The 18,636-nt window shown below is 42.3% G+C and carries 21 protein-coding genes; 9 read left to right on the top strand and 12 right to left on the bottom strand.

What is annotated here, in order from left to right; all coding sequences use genetic code 11:
- Positions 1-47: 47 nt before the first annotated feature.
- Both ACMXYO_RS11435 and maoP read left to right on the top strand, forming a co-directional pair.
- A complete protein-coding gene (locus tag ACMXYO_RS11435) occupies positions 48-278 on the top strand; it encodes a hypothetical protein (protein ID WP_415885238.1) in 231 nt (76 codons plus the stop codon).
- Positions 279-392: 114 nt separating this feature from the next.
- The gene (gene maoP, locus ACMXYO_RS11430; RefSeq protein ID WP_415885237.1) at positions 393-740 is read left to right on the top strand and encodes a DUF413 domain-containing protein; all 348 of its coding nucleotides are present in this window, start codon (positions 393-395) and stop codon (positions 738-740) included.
- Between the two features lie 267 nt (positions 741-1,007).
- Here maoP and ACMXYO_RS11425 read toward each other — a convergent pair whose 3' ends face one another.
- From ACMXYO_RS11425 to ACMXYO_RS11415, 3 genes are all read right to left on the bottom strand, one after another.
- The gene (locus ACMXYO_RS11425; RefSeq protein WP_415885236.1) at positions 1,008-1,406 is read right to left on the bottom strand and encodes a hypothetical protein; all 399 of its coding nucleotides are present in this window, start codon (positions 1,404-1,406) and stop codon (positions 1,008-1,010) included.
- Between the two features lie 163 nt (positions 1,407-1,569).
- Positions 1,570-2,772 (bottom strand): EAL and HDOD domain-containing protein, encoded by a 1,203-nt coding sequence (locus ACMXYO_RS11420; RefSeq protein ID WP_415885235.1) that lies wholly within the window; start codon positions 2,770-2,772, stop codon positions 1,570-1,572.
- A gap of 150 nt (positions 2,773-2,922) precedes the next feature.
- Entirely contained in the window at positions 2,923-3,228 is a 306-nt protein-coding gene (locus ACMXYO_RS11415; RefSeq protein ID WP_415883983.1) for a hypothetical protein, read from the bottom strand.
- Between the two features lie 224 nt (positions 3,229-3,452).
- On the opposite strand from ACMXYO_RS11415, the gene ACMXYO_RS11410 reads away from it, so the two are divergent.
- Entirely contained in the window at positions 3,453-4,382 is a 930-nt protein-coding gene (locus ACMXYO_RS11410) for an AEC family transporter (protein ID WP_415885234.1), read from the top strand.
- A gap of 15 nt (positions 4,383-4,397) precedes the next feature.
- On the opposite strand, the gene ACMXYO_RS11405 is transcribed toward ACMXYO_RS11410, so the two are convergent.
- Positions 4,398-4,646, bottom strand: a complete 249-nt coding sequence (locus ACMXYO_RS11405) for a hypothetical protein (protein WP_415885233.1) — start codon at positions 4,644-4,646, stop codon at positions 4,398-4,400.
- A 212-nt stretch (positions 4,647-4,858) separates the two neighbouring features.
- On the opposite strand from ACMXYO_RS11405, the gene ACMXYO_RS11400 reads away from it, so the two are divergent.
- Positions 4,859-5,224: a VOC family protein gene (locus ACMXYO_RS11400; protein ID WP_415885232.1), complete on the top strand. Its 366-nt coding sequence runs from the start codon at positions 4,859-4,861 to the stop codon at positions 5,222-5,224.
- A gap of 54 nt (positions 5,225-5,278) precedes the next feature.
- Here the strand turns inward: ACMXYO_RS11400 and ACMXYO_RS11395 are convergent, their stop codons facing one another.
- Positions 5,279-6,346: a nucleoid-associated protein gene (locus tag ACMXYO_RS11395; RefSeq protein ID WP_415885231.1), complete on the bottom strand. Its 1,068-nt coding sequence runs from the start codon at positions 6,344-6,346 to the stop codon at positions 5,279-5,281.
- Positions 6,347-6,453: 107 nt separating this feature from the next.
- On the opposite strand from ACMXYO_RS11395, the gene ACMXYO_RS11390 reads away from it, so the two are divergent.
- The gene (locus tag ACMXYO_RS11390; protein ID WP_415885230.1) at positions 6,454-6,987 is read left to right on the top strand and encodes a YaeQ family protein; all 534 of its coding nucleotides are present in this window, start codon (positions 6,454-6,456) and stop codon (positions 6,985-6,987) included.
- A gap of 11 nt (positions 6,988-6,998) precedes the next feature.
- On the opposite strand, the gene arfB is transcribed toward ACMXYO_RS11390, so the two are convergent.
- The 3 genes from arfB to ACMXYO_RS11375 form a co-directional block, all read right to left on the bottom strand.
- The gene (gene arfB / locus ACMXYO_RS11385) at positions 6,999-7,412 is read right to left on the bottom strand and encodes an alternative ribosome rescue aminoacyl-tRNA hydrolase ArfB (protein WP_415885229.1); all 414 of its coding nucleotides are present in this window, start codon (positions 7,410-7,412) and stop codon (positions 6,999-7,001) included.
- A 414-nt stretch (positions 7,413-7,826) separates the two neighbouring features.
- Positions 7,827-8,048 (bottom strand): PA3496 family putative envelope integrity protein, encoded by a 222-nt coding sequence (locus ACMXYO_RS11380; protein WP_415885228.1) that lies wholly within the window; start codon positions 8,046-8,048, stop codon positions 7,827-7,829.
- Between the two features lie 248 nt (positions 8,049-8,296).
- Positions 8,297-8,884 (bottom strand): HupE/UreJ family protein, encoded by a 588-nt coding sequence (locus ACMXYO_RS11375; protein ID WP_415885227.1) that lies wholly within the window; start codon positions 8,882-8,884, stop codon positions 8,297-8,299.
- A 370-nt stretch (positions 8,885-9,254) separates the two neighbouring features.
- Here ACMXYO_RS11375 and ACMXYO_RS11370 point away from each other — a divergent pair, with 370 nt between their 5' ends.
- The 4 genes from ACMXYO_RS11370 to ACMXYO_RS11355 all read left to right on the top strand — a co-directional run bounded on the left by ACMXYO_RS11370 (position 9,255) and on the right by ACMXYO_RS11355 (position 14,833).
- Entirely contained in the window at positions 9,255-11,996 is a 2,742-nt protein-coding gene (locus ACMXYO_RS11370; RefSeq protein ID WP_415885226.1) for a GNAT family N-acetyltransferase, read from the top strand.
- A gap of 180 nt (positions 11,997-12,176) precedes the next feature.
- The gene (locus ACMXYO_RS11365; protein ID WP_415883993.1) at positions 12,177-12,578 is read left to right on the top strand and encodes a hypothetical protein; all 402 of its coding nucleotides are present in this window, start codon (positions 12,177-12,179) and stop codon (positions 12,576-12,578) included.
- Positions 12,579-12,632: 54 nt separating this feature from the next.
- On the top strand, positions 12,633-14,141 hold the full coding sequence (locus ACMXYO_RS11360) for a sensor histidine kinase (protein ID WP_415888097.1): 1,509 nt from the start codon (positions 12,633-12,635) through the stop codon (positions 14,139-14,141).
- Complete coding sequence (locus ACMXYO_RS11355) at positions 14,138-14,833, top strand: response regulator transcription factor (RefSeq protein ID WP_415883994.1); 696 nt, start codon at positions 14,138-14,140, stop codon at positions 14,831-14,833. Before ACMXYO_RS11360 ends, ACMXYO_RS11355 begins: the two co-directional genes overlap by 4 nt.
- A 78-nt stretch (positions 14,834-14,911) precedes the next feature.
- Here the strand turns inward: ACMXYO_RS11355 and ACMXYO_RS11350 are convergent, their stop codons facing one another.
- The 4 genes from ACMXYO_RS11350 to ACMXYO_RS11335 form a co-directional block, all read right to left on the bottom strand.
- Positions 14,912-16,192 (bottom strand): MgtC/SapB family protein, encoded by a 1,281-nt coding sequence (locus ACMXYO_RS11350; RefSeq protein ID WP_415885225.1) that lies wholly within the window; start codon positions 16,190-16,192, stop codon positions 14,912-14,914.
- A gap of 308 nt (positions 16,193-16,500) precedes the next feature.
- Complete coding sequence (locus tag ACMXYO_RS11345; protein WP_415885224.1) at positions 16,501-17,760, bottom strand: Y-family DNA polymerase; 1,260 nt, start codon at positions 17,758-17,760, stop codon at positions 16,501-16,503.
- 1 nt (position 17,761) lies between these two features.
- Positions 17,762-18,169 (bottom strand): S24 family peptidase, encoded by a 408-nt coding sequence (locus ACMXYO_RS11340; RefSeq protein ID WP_415885223.1) that lies wholly within the window; start codon positions 18,167-18,169, stop codon positions 17,762-17,764.
- A gap of 159 nt (positions 18,170-18,328) precedes the next feature.
- A complete protein-coding gene (locus ACMXYO_RS11335) occupies positions 18,329-18,481 on the bottom strand; it encodes a DUF2986 domain-containing protein (RefSeq protein WP_415885222.1) in 153 nt (50 codons plus the stop codon).
- Between the last annotated feature and the right edge of the window lie 155 nt (positions 18,482-18,636).

Genomic DNA, 18,636 nt, shown 5'->3' with positions numbered 1-18,636 from the left:
GCAGCACCTTTCGGTAAGGGGTGCTGCCCTTTTTCGAGAAAGATGACATGAATAAAAACGACTTTTTTGATGAAGATTATGAATATGAACCTGAAGAGGGAGGCTCCCATTTCAGGAAAACGGCACGACATAAAAAAACTGATGATGAGTGGGATCAGGACTCTGAGGAGAATAAACGTAATAAAAGGAAGACGCGTTGGAGAGATATCGAAGACCGCCTGGCTAAGAAAGCTTTGCGCGAAGACAGTGAATGGGATTATGGAAATTATGACTTCTAAAATGCTGAAGAAGTGATAAGAATTTTCGATCAATAACGATCAAAAAACATCGTTTTACCTTCCATGAATCTGCATTAATACTTGCAGAAAATATATAGGTTTAAGGAGTTGGTGATGGGACTCGAAACTAAGTTTCATGATTGCTTCCGTACAGATAAACGCTTCGAAGATAAAGTGCATTTTCCTTATGGCTTCTCAAAAAGTGGAGAGTTCACTATAGAGCAAGCTAGGGTGCTAGAACTAAAAGGTGTTGCCTATCAAGAGCTCGCTTTAGGCCAGAGAAAACCTAAAGGTGAAACAGAGCGTGAATTTGTGGCTTTTTGCTTAGGTAAAAAGCAAGCCCAGACAATTCATGAGCGAGTATGGCAAAGGTATCAGAGCAAAGTAACAGCTGCGCTTAATGCCATCAGCTTTAACAAAAAAAGATTAGATCAATCAGAGCTAGTGGAGGAAAGGATGTAGCTTTTCTCCATGGAGTAACCTGTGCTTCATCGGATAAACAACTAACTGTTTTCTGATCTTGGCTGTGCCTAATTGACTGTTTTGGGCACAGCCTTTTTTCAGCTAGTTACCTAGCAGGCAAGCAATGCAGCTAAATCACATGAAGAACCATTCTAGAGGCTATTAAATATTTTTGCTTTTTACCCTAGCTACCATGTCGCTCGCTACCACTTTGTGGAAAAGCTTCCCAAGGCTCGCACGCAGCTTATCTTGCGAGCCATCGGGTGGTTAGTGGTTAAACGCCAGTTTATTTGGATTGGGGCCGCGATTTGTCACTACGCAATTAGAACAATGGCTCTTTGCTGTGCAGTGGGAGGCTAAATCTTCTAGCTCCAAGAGTAGGTATTCAACCTTAGATAGGATTTCAGTGTTAACCCTGTGTTCAATACGGTATTGGCGAGTAAAGTCATGCACTTCACCAAACTTGATCGTAATCGGTTGAGTTTTAATTTTGCAGGTACGAAGCGTAAAGTTTACTTGATTGCTGCTGATCAGTATTTCGGCTTCAACAGCTGGAAGTCCACAAAAACTAAAGCCTTTGTTGTCTAGTGTGTTAAGAATAGCCTGAGTAAAAGGTGCGCAGATTTCGTTATCTGTTGCGCCTAAACTTGTAATGAAAATACTCATAATAGACATCCTGTCTTAAGAGGAAGGAGTCGCTCTATGGTATGTAAAGCACCCTGTTTAAGGCGCTTTGTATACCACTTGTATTTTAGTTGAGTATTAGAGGATTCTAAACTATGAGTTTTGTTAGTTTAGAGCTTATTTGAAATGGCGTTGATCTGAGTGCTTAAGATGTAGCGACTTTTTGGCTTTCTATGGCCCAAGTAATCGCTTCTGATTGAGCTTGCAGCAGTGTGTGCTCATCGACATGACCTGAGAGATTGGTCCACTCATAACGAGTAAAGTTAATCACATCATTAAGCATCAAGCCGAGATTGCCTTTACGGTCTACTAGCGCCATTTTTGCTTCGTCGTTTAATGGAATATGTTCAGGCAGAGTTTCCATTGGGATACAGAAAAGGGCGTCAGCACCGGAGAGAATACCAATGAGAAATGCGAGGCCTGGTTCAGCGCTGTATTGAGGCGCAATATGCTCACACATCTTAGATCTAATCAGTAGTTCTCGGCATAATTCGTCAGGGACAGTTAACGTGCCTGATAAAGAAACAATAATCGCCCAGCGTTTTAGCTCATTAAGGCCAAGCAAAACAACGGCTTCATTTATAGTGGAGATTGATCGTTGTAATGAAAAGGTAGCCGAATTAACAATTTTTAGAAGTTTTACTGCAAGTCGAGGATCTTTAGCAATGATCTGTTCTAGACCTTCTGGAGTTGCATCTGGGTTATTAAGCTCGGCAAGTAATTGGATTATGGTTAATTCATTTCCACTTATGCGCTTTCCCTCAATGCGTTCAGGAAATGCAAAAAAGTACCCTTGAAACAGTTGGAAACCTAATTTTTTAAAGCGATGGAATTCGTTAAGAGTTTCAACTTTCTCTGCGAGCAAAGTCAGATTGTAAGGTGCCAGATGTTCCATTGTGCGAAAAAGGTTTTTACCTTTGGTTTCAAGAACATCAATTTTTACAATATCGACTACATCCATTAAAGGCTTATAATCTTCGCTCCAAGTAAAATCATCCAAGGCAATTTTAAAGCCTTTCTCTGATAGCCCTCGAATCTGTTCAATGGTTTTAGCATTAATTGGAACATCTTCTATTATTTCTAAAACAACGTTATCTGCTGCAAAACTTGGAAGTTCCTCCGAAAGCAGTTCCTCATTGATATTCATAAAAGCTGGAAGAACGCGTTGAGCACCTCTCTGGATAATTCCGGTATACGCGTTAAGGAGGACTTCACAGGTAGCTGCGGTGCCATCAAATAGTTCCCCGGGAGGGCAACCATTCGGATCTCGATAAAGAAGTTCATAACCAACCGTTTCACAGTTGGCATTGAGGATTGGTTGTCTTGCTAACAGAGTTTGCTCTAACACCTAGGCGCCTCATACAACAATCAATTAGATAGTAGTTTCGAACTAACTAACTGACATAGTAGCGGAATTAACAAGTATGACTAGTGGTTTAAAGTCTGATAGGCAAAAAAAAACCGGGCATAAGCCCGGTTTTTTTAAGAAGGTTATCACTTACTTAGTGATCGCCTGAAGTTCAGCCATTGCAGCTTCGCGAGTTTCGTTTGCGATTGCAGTGAAAGCTTCGCCTTGACCTTTTAGAAGTTCGAATAGAGCTTTGTTAGCTTCCATGTTGAACTTGATTAGTTCTTCAGGAGTTTTTAGCTCTTTTGCTTTCTCAGCTTCGCCCTGGAAGAAAGAAGTTAGTTCTTCACCAGATTTTTTCTGCTGTTCGATAGATTTAGTGATCGCAGCAGCCTGAAGGTTCATCAGAGACTGAACGGCATCGAAAGATTTCTGGAAATCAACAGTATTAGTCATGATAGTTCTCTCTAAAAAATTAATTTGTTGCACTGCACAATATGAGGCTCATTGTAGCCTGATTTTTGATCAAGTCAACACTTTTTTGTGCGGTGCACAAAAAATGTTTTAGCTACATATTCCTAAACATAGAGTTCGGTTATGACAGAATGATGTCTGGACGTTAAGAGGACGAATTGGTCTAATTGGCGCTTTGAATTTTCTGGCTATAGCGAGCAATTCTCATGGCAGGCATAGAAACAATACTGACGCTATTTTTGCTAATAGGTTTAGGTTATATCGGTAAACGTACCGTTTTAGCAGAGCAATCCTTAGCTCCGCTCAACACCTTTGTGTACTACTTTGCTGTGCCTGCATTGCTGTTTAATTCAGTCTATAAATTATCTTTGGATAGTTTGTTCCAGCCCCTTTATCTATTTGCTTTCCTCGTCGCTGTTGTTGCAACTGCGCTCACGGCGGCATTGGGGTGCGCACTGTTCTTCTCGGAGCGTAATAAAGAGGTACTTATCATTCGTGCTTTGAATGGTACCTTTTCCAATTACGCGTATATGGGCATTCCGATGGTGTTTGGTTTGCTAGGTGAAGCTGCTTATGGAGCGATGATTAGTATCATCTTGTTGGGAAATGTATTCCAGATTGGTGGTACGCAGTTTTTGATGGAAAGTCAGCGCCAAGAAGGAACGGGGTTAAAGCAATTTTTGGCTATTTTAGATAAGTCATTGCTGCGCAGCCCGATCTTCTTATCCACATTCTTTGGTGTATTAGTCTCAGCATTTGCTATAGAACTGCCTAATGTTTTGGCATCTACCTTGGATCTGCTAGCGCCAGCCACCGTGCCTGTGGCTCTGTTTTGTTTAGGTGCGAGTCTTGAGTTTAAAACCCTTAAGCAAAGTAAAGTTGAGCTATTCTGGCTGGTAATCGTTAAGCTCGTTATTCATCCATTGCTCACTTTAGTCATTTTCAAACTCGCAGGAGTTGAGGACCAGAACTGGCTGTTAGCTGCTGTGATTCTGGCTGCGTTGCCAACAGGGGCCTTAGCCCACGTTATGGCGATTCGCTATGATGTAAAAGAGAAAGAAACCTCCCTAACTGTCGTTCTATCAACTATGGCTGCGCTCGTTAGCGTATCCTGTTGGGTCAGTTTTTTGATGTAATTCATTTGGGTCAACTTATGCAGCTTGTTGTACATCATGAATAAAGAACATGATCTCTTCAGGCTGCTGAGGTTGGTTAATTATCTCAACCACATGATCTTTTCGATCTTTCTTCTGGTCGATAACCTCGACAGCTAAGTAATCGCCATCTAATTTGAAATCTTTCATGGCGTAACCTTGTTCTGCAAGTAAATCCATCAGTTTTAGTAGGACAAGGCTTTTGTTTCTGTATGAAATCCCAAATAAAAATCCGTTGATGATCATCTGACTATCCTCTTTTGCGACTGCCTTTTAGGAGCAGTTAAATTGCTTTATCTGCTGTCTATTTTCTTCTGAAGTCGAGATGCTGTCTGTATAGGAATATGCATACAAATTTTCATGCAGTGGTTTTTTTCGAGCTTAAATAACCGATTCTTGGCTAAACTCAATGAGTGATGTTTGGGTCTCTACTAAATTTGATAGGAGGGATAACTCCAATGGCATTTACGTTTTATGCACAACGTATCTTTGTTACTCGTTTCAGTGCTGCGGTAGGCTTTTATTCCCAAGCCTTGGGTTTAGAACCCGAGTTCATCGATGAAGATATGGGATGGGCTGAATTTGAGTTGGGTGCAGCCAAAATTGCCTTAGAGTTGGTTGATGCGGATACTGAAGAGGCTATCGATTTAGTGGGGCGTTTTGTGGGTGTCACACTTCAAGTTGAGGATATTCAATCGGTGTATGACGATATGACTCAAAGAGGAATTGAGTTTGTTACCCCACCAGAGAAACAACCTTGGGGCGGTACGCTCGGGCACTTTAAGGATCTTGAAGGAAATATCCTTTCGATTTTCAGCATGTAGTGTTTTGTATTTCAGCTTCGTATGAAGTTACAAAACACTACATCAGATAGCAGATTAACCTTCCTGCTCTAAAGCCTCGCGAAGTTGATTAATCACCTTACTCGGCAGACGGTTGATAATAATACGCCCATTATCTTCATCAAATTCGATATCTTTACTGCAATTTAGATCACCAAGGCTGCGCTTATTGAAATCTAAACTCCAGTTATCAGCTTTTACTTTGAGTTTTGCGAAGCGATTAATTGTGCTGGTGTGAGGCTGAAATTCCTGGCTAACATTGTATGGACCTTTATTGGCAAATGTACCAAAGGTACCCGCTGCTGTTTCTGCTTGTTCGGGAGGAATGTAAGCATCAAACAGGTTCTCTATGTCGTTTAGGTTAGCGGATTCTTTTTCTGTGCGTTGCTTGGATAGGTAGCTAACTACATCCTCAACCACTTCCTCTTTACGATCGCTCATATTGTTTTGGTTACAGAAATCCCGAGCAGCACGAATCAACTCACCTGTTGATTTGCGTGAAGGGGTGACATCAGTACAACCAAATGCTGTGGAGAAGTAATGGGTAATTTCACCTTTCTCTTTGCTGCCGATAAAGCTGAGATAGCTGTCCTGCTTTTTTCTATAAGTGGTTAGGTTGATCCGCGCACCTTGATGAAGTTGATCAAGATTTATCTCCATCACCTCAGTTGGGTGAAGGTCATTGTCAAAACCGATACCTGCTTTATCTCTAACGAGTGCGATCAACATATATTCGTAACGATCGCTGGCATACATAGCAAACAATACATATCCACCATGAGCGGTATGGGCGGAAGGATTGTTAATTGCAACCGCTAACTGAGACATACTTTTTTCTGTTAACTCAACAAAGCTCTGCTCGTTACATTCTGCATTCACAAAACTTTCGAAAGCTGAGATAAATGGATACCCCTCTTCATTCTCATGATTAAACGATCCATGAGTCAGACTAGAGCGACGGCTGAATGCAGAATTTAGAGTTTCGAATAGCTGGTTAGCAATCGGTTCAGTTGTCGGAATAACACCACCGCGATCTGTAATACGCGCAGGCGCATCTTCAGATTCTTTAACTAGTTCTCGAATAGCTAGATGTTTTAATTCCATGAATGACCTCAGCAGCGTTGTCAAAAAAGCAGAGCAAGGATTGTATTTAAAACTTAGAGGAGATGCAGTATAAAGATGCCCCCAATCCAATGAATAAGGCTGAGCTCATGGCGCTTAAACCAACTATCTACAAAGTTTCCCTTAATTTAGTGGATATGAATCGGGATATTTACACGAGCGAAAAGCTGACAGTTGCTCTGCATCCATCTGAAACGGTTACGCGAATGATGGTGCGTATCCTCGCTTACGCGCTGAACTATGATCAAGACCTTGATTTCACCAAAGGCCTATCAACGGCTGATGAGCCTGATCTTTGGATTGTGCGCCCTGATAACTCTGTGAGTTGTTGGATTGAAGTTGGACAAGCTTCTCCTGAACGTATGCGTAAAGGCGTTAGTCGAGCGGAACAAGTACTGCTATATGCCTACGGTAGCGAAGTAGATATCTGGTGGGCTAAAAATGGTGAAGGCCTAAAAACATTGCCTAAGACGCAGGTATTTCGATTCGATTCGGATCAAGTGAGCCAGTTAGAAGCATTGTGTGATCGTACAATGGAGCTGACAATTACACTGAGCGAAAACCAAATTTTCGTTACTGCTGAGGATAACCAAGTTGAGGTGGAGTTTAGTCAGCTTTCTTAAGGAAGTTGGCTTTAATAATCCACTTTTCCTCGATTCTTTTTGATCTGACCGCGCTGAGTTTTCTTATCAACGCGTTTACGTTGTGAGCTTCGTGTGGGTTTGGTCGCTCTTCTTGCTTTTTCTACAACAGTAGCGGCTTGGATAAGCTCCAACAGTCGTTGTTTTGCATCCTCTTTATTACGCTCTTGGTCACGAGAGTTTTGTGCCTTGATTACAATCACACCTTCTTTTGTGATGCGTTGATCTCGATAGGCGAGTAGGCGCTCTTTGTAGAACTCAGGCAGGGAAGAGGTTTTGATATCAAAACGGAGATGGATCGCACTGGAGACCTTATTAACGTTCTGACCGCCGCTACCTTGGGCGCGGATGGCATTGAACTCTAGCTCGTGCGGATAGATAAAAACGCGGTTGGATATCTGTAACATAAGCCTATTGTATCAATAGCTTTAAAGGGAATAAAAAAAATCTAAAAAGTTCCTACAGAGTTTGAATAACAGCTATATATGAACCATTCTTGATATACCATTCAACTTAACAGGGAGTGGGGATATGGATTCTCAATGCGACCACTGTAGACAGTTAATTGAATCATTAATTATCAGCGAACCCCATAAGTACCTTAACGTACTAAGAGCATCACCGAGTAGTAGCATCTATCGCTGTTCGCTGTTCGCTGTTCGCTGTGTAGCACTTTGTTTGAATTCACGGAACTTGATATTTACTTGTTAGATGTAGAACCGCTTAATTCGGAGATAACAGATCAAAAAGCATCCGCCTGTGCTTAACATGATACGTAGATAAAAGGGGCGGCCTAAAATAAGCTGCCCTTTTTATTTGAGTTAATCTTTCCAATCATCATCGTCAAATATTTCACGAAGATCCCTTTGAAGCTCCTTCTCCTCACGCATTGCCTCTAAACGACGGCGTTTAGCTGGATTAATGCTCTCTTTTTTATAAATGGTCGATAGCTCTTTAGACGCAGTTAACTCGTCTTTAAGTAAGGATTCATCAGACAGGGGCTGTTGATTAGATTCGCTATTTATGGAGCCTTGGTGACTCATAGCTCTGCCTCAGGGATTAACAAATCGATCTTTATATAGCCTGAGTATGGTACAGATTTGAAAATTGGAAAGGATTTATCCTGAATATGTTAGCTAAAGCCTAAAAGGAGAAAAAAGTCGGGTAAAAAATACCCGACAAAGCACTTTGGGTGTGGTGAAGCAAAGAAAGGTACTGGCAACAACTAGATGCTATTGCCAGCGAATAACGAGATACAAGGAGTGGATTACGACCTCGTTAAAGGAGTTGTTCAAGCGACTAGAAACATAGCGCCAAAAAGAGCGATACCTGTTCCGGCCCAAGCATTTAGTTTTGGAATGGTACGGTTGATCTGATCAGCTAGCGTTTTGCCTGCCCAAAATAGCAGCGCGGTACTCAACATAAAGCCTGATGCAAAAGCTGCGACACCGGCAGATCCTAATTCGGCACCATGAGCTGAACCGTGGTAGATCGCGAACAGTGCAATCAGTGGCAAGGCTACAACACTTTTTAGATTAATCACTTTAGAAACCATAAGGCCCAATACTAATACGGAAACCGCGATGCCTGTTTCGATTGCAGGTAACATCAGGCCGTTTAGCGCTAGGAAAAAGCCAACTAACAGCATGCTGAAAAGCGTAAAAGGCACTACGCGATTATCTTTTAGGTGCTGTTGACCCGCCCAGAAACCTACGGCTAAAAGTGCCAGAAGGTGGTCGATCCCAGTTAATGGATGTAATAGGCCAGAGATCAAACTGGACTCCATTAATAGATTACTGTGAGCAAAAGCTGATGGAGCAATCAATGAACCAGCGATTAGGGCTAGACTTGGTTTAAATCGGGTGGAAATTGTCCTCATTAGACTATCCTTTTTAATTGTTATGGATGAGGAGAGACTGTGGATACTTACTCTCGTTTCTTAGGTAATAGCAACTGAAGTGCCAAGTTTGAGAATAAAGGGTGATTGAGCAAAGAGCCCGTAACAAGCCAAATTGAGCGCGATCTAAGGATCTGATGAAATGGATGCTGGTTTATCAAAAGCCCATTTAGATAGCAAATACGTATAAAGCTGGAAACTTAGTATCCAGTTAGCATTTGCTAGAAAAATTGATCTCACTCATAAGTAGTGGAATTACTGTTTTTTATAAGACCTTGGTATATAGTTTTTGTTTTGCTGCAGTGCAAAAGGGAGTACACTGCAATCTATCCGTTTACGAGGGATTATTGGCGTGTCTACAAAATATCTTAAACGCTTTTTTAAACCAGCATCTATCGCTGTATTTGGTGCATCTGCCCGCGAAAATAGTATGGGCGGGGTGGTTCTTCAAAACTTACAAGAAAGCGGCTTTAAGGGTTCGTTATACGCGGTAAACTCTCAAGGGTATGAGTCAGTTCATGGCGTTAAATGTTACAGCCAACTGAATCAACTACCTGAAATGCCCGAGTTAGCCATTATCTGTTCCCCCCCGGAAACTGTGGCAGATATCATTCGTGCACTTGGCGCGAGTATGGTGAAGGCTGCCATGATCTTAACCGGTGGTCTTTCCATTGAAGATGAAAATCATCAAACTTTGCGTGATCAAGTCAGACAAGCGGCTAAGCCTTATGGTATCCGAATATTAGGGCCAGATTGTATGGGGATGTTGGTTCCCGGCCACAATATGAATGCCAGCTATTCCCATGTGAATATCCTAAAAGGTAAGGTCGCTTATGTGGGGCAGTCCGGTATTTTAGGCACGGCTATGATTGATTGGGCAACCGGTCAAGAGATCGGCTTTTCCCATTTTCTTACCTTGGGCGGTGGCGCTGATGTCGATCTGCCTTCGGTGATTGATTATCTCGCACAAGATCCTTATACCCATGCAATTCTATTACAGCTAAATCGAGTAGACGGCTCTGCGAGAGATTTCCTTTCGGCGGTCCGTTCTGCATCGCGAAACAAGCTCGTACTGGTACTTAAAAACGATACCTTCAGTGGCGAAAAATCGGGTACAGAGCTCGCTCCAGGCATCTACGATGATGATCAGGTGTATGATGCTGCGCTGCGTCGGGCTGGTGTGGTGCGTGTTGAAACCTCCGATGAGTTATTTAACGCTTTAGAAACCCTAACGCATATGAAACGTATGCGTGGTGAGCGATTGGCTATTGTATCTAATGGCACGGGGCCTAATGCCTTAGCGACAGAGCACCTTTTGAATAAAAAAGGCCAGTTGGCACATTTAACCGAAGAAACGGTAGAGGCATTAGCGGAAATCCTGCCGCCTCATTGGGATAGATCTAACCCTGTAGATTTGAATGCAGATGCCGATCCAGCGCGTTTTGCTGAAGCGGTACGCCTACTTACCAAAGATAAAAATGTCGATGCAGTACTAATGGTACATGCACCGACACGCCTAGCTCCTGGTGTTGAAACGGCAGAGCAGGTGATTCAAGTTGCCAAGAAAACTCCGCGTAATGTCTTAACCTGCTTTATGGGTCGAGCAACAGCGATAGAAGCGCGTAACCGTTGTAACGCAGCAGGCCTTTCGACTTTCTTAACTCCTGAAGAGTCTATTGATGCCTTTATGTATATGGTGGAATTTCGCCGTAACCAAGAAGTGATGCGCCAAACACCACCGCCTTATATAGAGCAAAATACACCAAATCACATTAAGGCCAGAGATCTAATTCAAAATGCGTTGGCGGAAAACCGGGATTATCTGCAACATAAAGAAGCCTGTGCGTTATTAGATCTCTACGATATCCCAGTTTCGAATACGTACTACAGCGATAATATTAATGATGTCGTGAAACTGGCGAGGAACATTGAGAACTCTGTCAGAGTTAAAGCGCTACACACAGATAACGTTTACCCGTTTAGTTACGATGAGCAGGGTAGTCTACGTTGGAAAGATATTGCTCAAGACCTCTATTCAGCCTCAGAGATAGAACATGCGACTACTCAACTCTCTTATCGAGTAGGTGAGAGCTATGGCCCAGAGCAACAGATGGGTTTTTGTATTCAGCAGATGAAGCGTGGTTTCCAATCTCTGCAGATCAATGTAGGTATCACACGAGATCCTACCTTTGGTCCAGTGATTGTATTTGGTGCGGGTGGTCATACGGTTGATGTACTCTCTGATCGTCATGTGATGTTGCCTCCGTTGAATATGGCATTGGCACATCAGCTCATTCGCCAGTCACGTATTTGCAAAATTCTCGAAGAAAACAGCTATCGTCCTGAGCAAGATATGAAGCAGCTGTGCAAATTGTTGTTGAATCTTTCTGAGATGGTGGTCGATCTACCGAACCTTAAATGCCTAGAGATCAATCCGTTATTGGTTAATAAAGCAGGTCTGTTGGCGACAGATGTTTCGGTATCGATTTCTGCTGATGAAGGTGATCTATCGATCTCTCCTTATCCTGAACATCTCACCGAAGAGATGACTCTTAAACGCTCTGGCCGCAAGGCGATTATGCGTGCGATTCGTGGTGAAGATGAACCAAACCATCTCGAGTTCTATAACAAACTTAGCTCGCAATCTATCCGTCTACGTTACTTCTACAGCCGTGGTGTACCGACCCATCAGGAACTAGCGAACTGGACTCAGATTGATTACGACCGTGAGATGGCATTTATTATTTCTGTTCCACGTGAAGGTTCTAAAGAGATGGAAACTTTAGGTGTAGTAAGAGCAGTGACCGATGCCGATAACGTTCGAGCCGAATTTAGTGTCGTGATTCGCGATGATCTTCAAGGCGAAGGCCTGGGCGTCGCCTTAATGAGCAAAATTGTTGATTACTGCCGCAGCAGAGGAACACTGCAGATAATTGGCTCGACACTGCCGAACAACAAAGGCATGCAAAACTTGGCTAAGAAACTGGGTTTTGAGAACAGCTTCAATATCGAAGAAGACGTAGTCGATATGAAAATGATGCTGAATACACCCACGGAAGATTGGCAGCGCATGCGCCTTCAGTTGCCTCATTAATTAGGCAACTGATGTTTATTAGTTACCCCGTGGAAACTGGGGTGATGGTCTCGAAAGTGCCCGTCCTAATTTTTAGCCGTAAAGTATTAGACTTCACAATCCAATCCTTACAATTCACTGACATTCTTCTTTTTAAATGCGATTAGCCTACGTTTCAAAATTCTAATAAGGAAAATTGAAATGCTAGGGCAATATTCGGAGTTCGCTTTAACTTATCTATGGGTGTTGGGATCGATAACCACGGTGACTTTTGCACTCCCGTTGTTTTTTGTGCCTTTGACTTGGGCTAAGTTGATGATGTGGAGGGTTCCTGAAGACACTGATCTAGCAGAATACTTCGGACGTTGTGTAGGCGCATTTGTATTAGTGGTTGAGTTTTTTATTCTCAAAGGCGCTTATACAGAGGGTGGTTTGCAGTTCACATTTGATATGTTGGCTGTCGTCTTCACATTAATGTTAGTAGTGCATATTTATGGGGCAATTCGGAAGATACAGCCTATTACAGAAACCTTAGAAATAGGTTTGTGGGCCTTCTTACTCTTTGTGACTTACATTTGTTATCCCGTTTCATCCGGTATATAAACAAACCTCAGTTTTAAAAGTCTCAATCTGATTTTTGATGAGCGCTTGAGGCAGGTGGTAAAAACCTGTCTCCTTTTTGAGGGGATTTTTTTAGATAAAATGAGAGGGATATCATCGCCAAATTTGGCACTTTTATTGTTAATGCTCATATCAACAATAACGTTGGCTTTACTAGGAGTAAGAGCTCTTAACCAAGAGACCGCTTTAAAACAAATAGAATCACAGCATCGTCAGGAAATGACGATGAAGGCAATCGAAATCCAGCTTGCCCAAGAGATAGAGAGTGCTTTCCGTAAAGTAAGAGAGTCGATTGAGTCTAAAAATGGTAGTCGTCATGATCTCCGAAAATTGGTGATGAGCGACGGTGCTATCGATTTAACTTTGATCTACGATGATCAACTTAATAGAGTTTTTCCCCCTGATAAAATCCAAGCATTGCCGCGAGAGCAATACCTACTCGATCAGTTTGAAGCCGTTATAGAAAAGCAAATACAAGATATTTCTTTAGTGTCAGAGCCTATTACATTATCGCTAGGGTATTCTTCAGATCTTCGCTTGTTACATTGTTGGCAATCAGAATTAAATTACTGTGTTTTGCTTAAGCAGCGATGGTTAGCAGAAGAGTTGAAAGATGCTTTACCCAGAATTGATCAAACAGATCAGTTTCAGTTAAGTTCAGTTTCACAAAATAATAAGGAAAAGGCTAACCTTGAACAGCACGGTGCCAATCTAACTTGGCCCTTAAGTGGAATTTTTATCGATTGGCAACTTATATACCAACCACTCGATGCCGACACACAACACCTTCAACCTGTATATGTAGCCATCTTATTTCCTCTAATTGTACTCATGCTAGGGCTTGGGGCTTGGTTATATTGGGTACAGCGATGCTCTATTAAAGAAAATGAAAGAAAGACTGATTTTTTGAGATTAGTTGCACACGAGTTTAAAACGCCGCTAGCAAATCTGAGGCTTTATTCAGATCTTGTTCGCCGAAGCGAGTCGCATAAAGAAACATTAGGTTATATGGATGTATTTGATGCTGAATTTTTTCGTATGCGACGCTTTTTAAATAACGCCATATTATTCGAACATGCTGACCTGGTGAGTAAGCCTAAACTTGAGACCCTTGATTTAGAGCCTTTTAACCATCAGCTGATTAACCCTTTTGAGCCACGACTGAAACATAGTGGTATCGATTTGACCATTGATATTCAATGTACAGCTAAGGTGACAGTAGCTCGTGAAGCCCTTGAATGCTCGGTGGTAAATCTCGTTGATAACCTTATTAAATACGCGCCGCACCAGCCTGCGCAACTGGATTTTTTGCTACAAAACGATAGCTTGATGATAACCTGCAGAGATGGCGGGGACGGCATCACAGCAGAGCGCCAAACAAGTTTGTTCCAATATGATCCCCAGAAAACTAAAAGCGAAGAAGGGTTTGGTCTTGGCCTTGTTGTAACAAAACAGCTTATAGAAAATGCAGGTGGTCAGATAAGTTACCAAAATGTAGAGCACTCCGTTTTTACCATTCAATTGCCGATAGAAGAAAGCCAATGAAAGTATTAATTGCTGATGATGATCTTCATCTAAACCAAGGCTTGGCGCTGTTATTACAAAAAGAAGGTTTTGAATGTCATACCGTGAAAAATGGTAAAGATGCACTGTATCAGCTTGGTGAATACAAACCTGACTTATGCATTTTCGATGTGATGATGCCCTATCTGAGTGGCATAGAGCTTTGTGCAGTTATGCGTGAAAGAGGCTTATTTCAGCCAGTGCTTCTTCTTACCGCATTTGATGAGCAAGTCGATAAGATTGAAGGGTTTCGATTAGGTGCAGATGATTACATGACAAAGCCTTTTAACCCTGATGAGCTAATTGCACGGGTCACTGCTTTGGCTCGGCGAGAACAGTACCTTAAATCGAGAGAGCCTGCACAATCGAAAACATTTCAACTAGGTGAGTTAACCGTTGATACTGACTGTATGCTACTAAGCTATGTTGATGAAAAAGTCTGCTTGAGTAAGCGTGAACTTGAGTTTTTACAGCTGCTTCACGCAAGTGGAGGGCGAGTACTATCGAAAGACGAAATTTTGGACAAATGTTGGGGTAGAGCTTATCTACCTAATAGCCGAACTTTGGATCAGTTTCTTTCGGTCTTAAGACAAAAAATGGAAAAAGATTTAGGAGCTCCCAGAATCGTACAAACGGTTTATGGAATGGGATATAAATTAAAAGGCGTCGGATAATTTTGATGGGAATATAGTTAGTTATTCCCAAATGTTCCTCGTGTTGCTTTAATTACCTTGTGTGGTCGTTAGGGGCATTTATGCTAGATGAGTAGCATAAATAGTCAGAGCGCCTAGAAAGATGGCGCCAAGCATTGCTGGGGCTGTTCGGATTGATAAGGATTTGTTACCGGCAAATACAACGATCATCATCTTCACTAAGCTATTCACTGTAGCTGCAATAAATATTCCTGCTAAAGCCGTGCTTATCTCTATTGATTCAGGTGTCTGGCGGCCAAGCGTCAGCGTGATTGGATCTACATCAGTTAAACCAGCGATTGCTGATAAAAGTAGTGTGCCTGTATCTCCAAACCATTCTGTTAACGCTTTAGAGAGCACCATTACCATCATCAAGAAAACCCCAAAGATGACTGCTGAACTAAGCGCTAAAGGATTTCGTTGAGTTTCGACGCTGTTAGTTTCCCCGTCACTGTACTTAAACCAAATCCACAGCGCAGGTAGATAGAAGCCAGCCATCATGATGATCATAGAGGGCCATAGTTGATATGTTAGTGGTGCATTGATAACCAGCAATACCATCAGAATTCTTGGAAACATTGTCCCACAGCTAAATAGTATTCCGCTTGCTAATAGAGGGCATAGGGCGCGTTGTTCCCGGGAGAGGTTTGAGAATTGGATTGTTAATGCTGTTGAAGAACTTAAACCTGCAAAAACGGACGTGAACATAATGCCGCGTCGAGCTCCTCCAATACGGATTGCAAAATAGCCCAGAAAAGAAATGCTGGCAATCAGTACAACGAGCCACCAAATCTCATACGGATTAATGGCATTCCATGGGCCGTAACCTTTATCTGGTAGGATCGGCAGCAAAACAATTGAGATTAATAACAGTCTTAAGCCCGCATCTAGCTCATACTCTTCAAGCTTTTGAAGTGCTGAGTGAAGCTCGGGCTTACCATCAAGGATCAACGCTACGATAACGGCTGCGGCTGAGGCAATAACTGGCTCACCAGACACGGCAAGCGCTCCAAGAGTATAGGTAATCAATAGGCCTACAATGCCCGTGATACTAACGGTGTTGCTCTCCTTATGACGGATACTAAAGGCTACAGCGAGAATAATGATCAGTGGAATTAGGCCGAAGCCTAATAGCCAATTTGAATAGTCTTTGGCAAGTGCCGCGCACAATCCACCATACAGCCCTGTCAAAGCAAAGGTACGAATACCTGCAATGCGACTTCCTTCTGAGCGATGGCGTTGAGACCATCCACGTTCAATGCCTATGATCATGCCTAGAGCCAAGGCGATAAGAAGTGACCAGAATAGATTGATTGGTGTAGAGAAAAACGAAACATCCATAATTTAATATTGAGACAGTTTCGTCGTTATCGCCAGTTAAGAAAGTACAGGTAGGAATAGGTTCTTGTAAATGCTTTTTTACAAGCGACAGTTGTTTACTATCATAAGACGAAATTTGAGCTTAATACAGGGGCTTTGCATACCTATACATTAGTTGTCCTGATCTATTCCTCTCAGTTTTAAGATTAAAAGTTCGGACAGAATTAGCTGTACCAATTATAGATGCGAATTGTTATTGGAGGAACGCTGAAGGGGCCTACTTACTAGGCCATGTAGTAGCTTTTAAGTGTGATAGCATTTATTTAGGTTTACCTACACTCAATCACAGGAATATCTTCTATCCTCGTAGTATATCTTGGAGATAGAAGCTCTCGTTTCATCTTAAAGTGTTGTTGTATACCTTGACGGGCTAAATGGAGAGTATCTCTGCCGTATTTTGAATTGATTTGATCTAGGCATCTCATAAGTTCAGGCTGGTCAGCGGAAGGGGTAAAGATATCTGGCTGATAGGGGGTTGCAGTAGAGATTTCTAAAAGGCCTATACCTGCTTTGTAGTATCTAATGCCTGCTTGGTATATCTGCTCAGCCAGTTGGCTTGTTACTTTCACTATGACTGCAGTATCGCAGGTGGGAGTGGCAAATTGGTGGAATGCAGAGCGTTTAAAAAATGATTCCTTATCGTGGATAGAGTTGTGTGCAAAAACAATAATATTGCTGGTAGCACTCTCTTGGGCTCTTAGCTTTTGCGCGGCGATGGTTGCGTGTGTAGCAAGTGCCTGTTTTAGATCGGTGAGTCCTGTGATGCGTTGTCCAAAAGAGCGTGTGGAGTAAATCTGTTTTTTGGGTGAGCGGACATCATCCCAGCTTATTCTTGTTAAACCATTGAGTTCTGCTGCTGTATTAGCGATTAAGATGGAGAAGTGCTTCTTCATCAACGCGGGTTTTGTTTGCGCTAGCTGCCAAGCAGTTTTGACGCCGAGAAGATTTAGTCGCTCACCTATACGTCGTCCGACTCCCCAAACATCCCTAATTTCCATCTGCTGCAGAATCTGCTTTCTGATTTGATCGTTATCGATAACGGCAACACCGCTGAAACCAGGTAGTTTTTTACTGGCGTGATTAGCTGCTTTTGCTAAGGTTGGGGTTGGGCCAAAGCCTACGCCTACGGGGAGCCTTACCTCCTTCCATACTTTCCTTCTGATTTTTATACCCAGCTCATACCAACCTTCAGGTGGTATGTAGTGGTCAAAGCGTAAAAAGCATTCATCTATGGAGTAGATGTGTTGTTCTGGAGCAAAAGAGGCGCAGAGTTCCATCATGCGTGAAGATATATCAGCATAAAGCTCGTAGTTGCTGGATCTGGCAACTACGCCTGCTCTGTCTAGTTGGTCTTTGATTTTGAAATAGGGACCAAATTTGGGAATGCCCATTTTTTTAGCAATAGGGCAGGTTGCGACAATGCAGCCGTCATTATTACTAAGGACAACAACTGGGCGCTTTCGAATTGTAGGGTCAAAGATTTTCTCGCATGAAGCGTACATTCCGGAAGCATCTATCAGGGCGTACATCTTAATTGAGCCCCTTCTTTAATGGGCGAAATAATCGAATAGAACGTGTAACCACACCCTCGATAGAAAATTCATCCTGTTCGGATAATTGGTAGGGTTTATGGCCGGGAGCAGACGAAAGAAGTTTTCTCTCTTTGATGCTCGCGATTTTGCAGACGAAGTTGCCATTTAGCGTGGCAACAATTACATCGCCTTCCTTTACTGTTTCGGCTCGCGAAACGACAAGAAGGTCATTTGGGAATATTCCAACACCACGCATAGAGCTACCTTCAACAAAGCCTAGGTAGGTTGCATGGGGGTGATCAATGAGTAGCTGATCGAGTGAAAGTGCTAGCTCGGTATATTCAGCTGCAGGTGATTCAAAACCACTGATACCGGCGCTGGAGTAGATAGGAATAAAGCGCAACATAATAAGTACTGTTTATATATACAGTATTTATATTATCAGTAGATATTTAAAGGTGCCAGTTTAAGTTTTTGTTGTATTGGAAAGGAGGTCTTGTGAGCCTGGTAAAGCGGTTTCGCCATTACGTTGCATGTGTTTAAAGAGAGCTTTTAACGTTAAAGTTTAAACCTCTGAAGGTGTTTCAGAGGTTTCTTCAAGCTTTGCTCTATCTGCTTTAGATATGTAGCGCGGTTTGTTATTTTTTGGCGCTAATTTAGCCTTAGCTTGTTTTAGTCGCTTGGTGTGGATCTGCTTAATTTTTTTCTTGCGGTTCATGCTGTAGCTCGGTTGCGTAAAAATCACAGTGATTATAACTGAAAATGCCTTCAATAATGCCTAGCGCTAAACATAATGATATAGCAATTTCACATCCCACTCTTAATATAAAACTGGCATCATGCACTAATTGATCTAAGGTTTTAGTGCTTTAA

Origin of the sequence: Neptuniibacter sp. QD37_6 (assembly GCF_047778085.1) — a bacterium.
In the GTDB taxonomy this organism is placed as follows: domain Bacteria; phylum Pseudomonadota; class Gammaproteobacteria; order Pseudomonadales; family Balneatricaceae; genus Neptuniibacter.
Note: the sequence above shows the minus strand (reverse complement) of the source record. Positions and strands in the feature narration are given on the sequence as shown.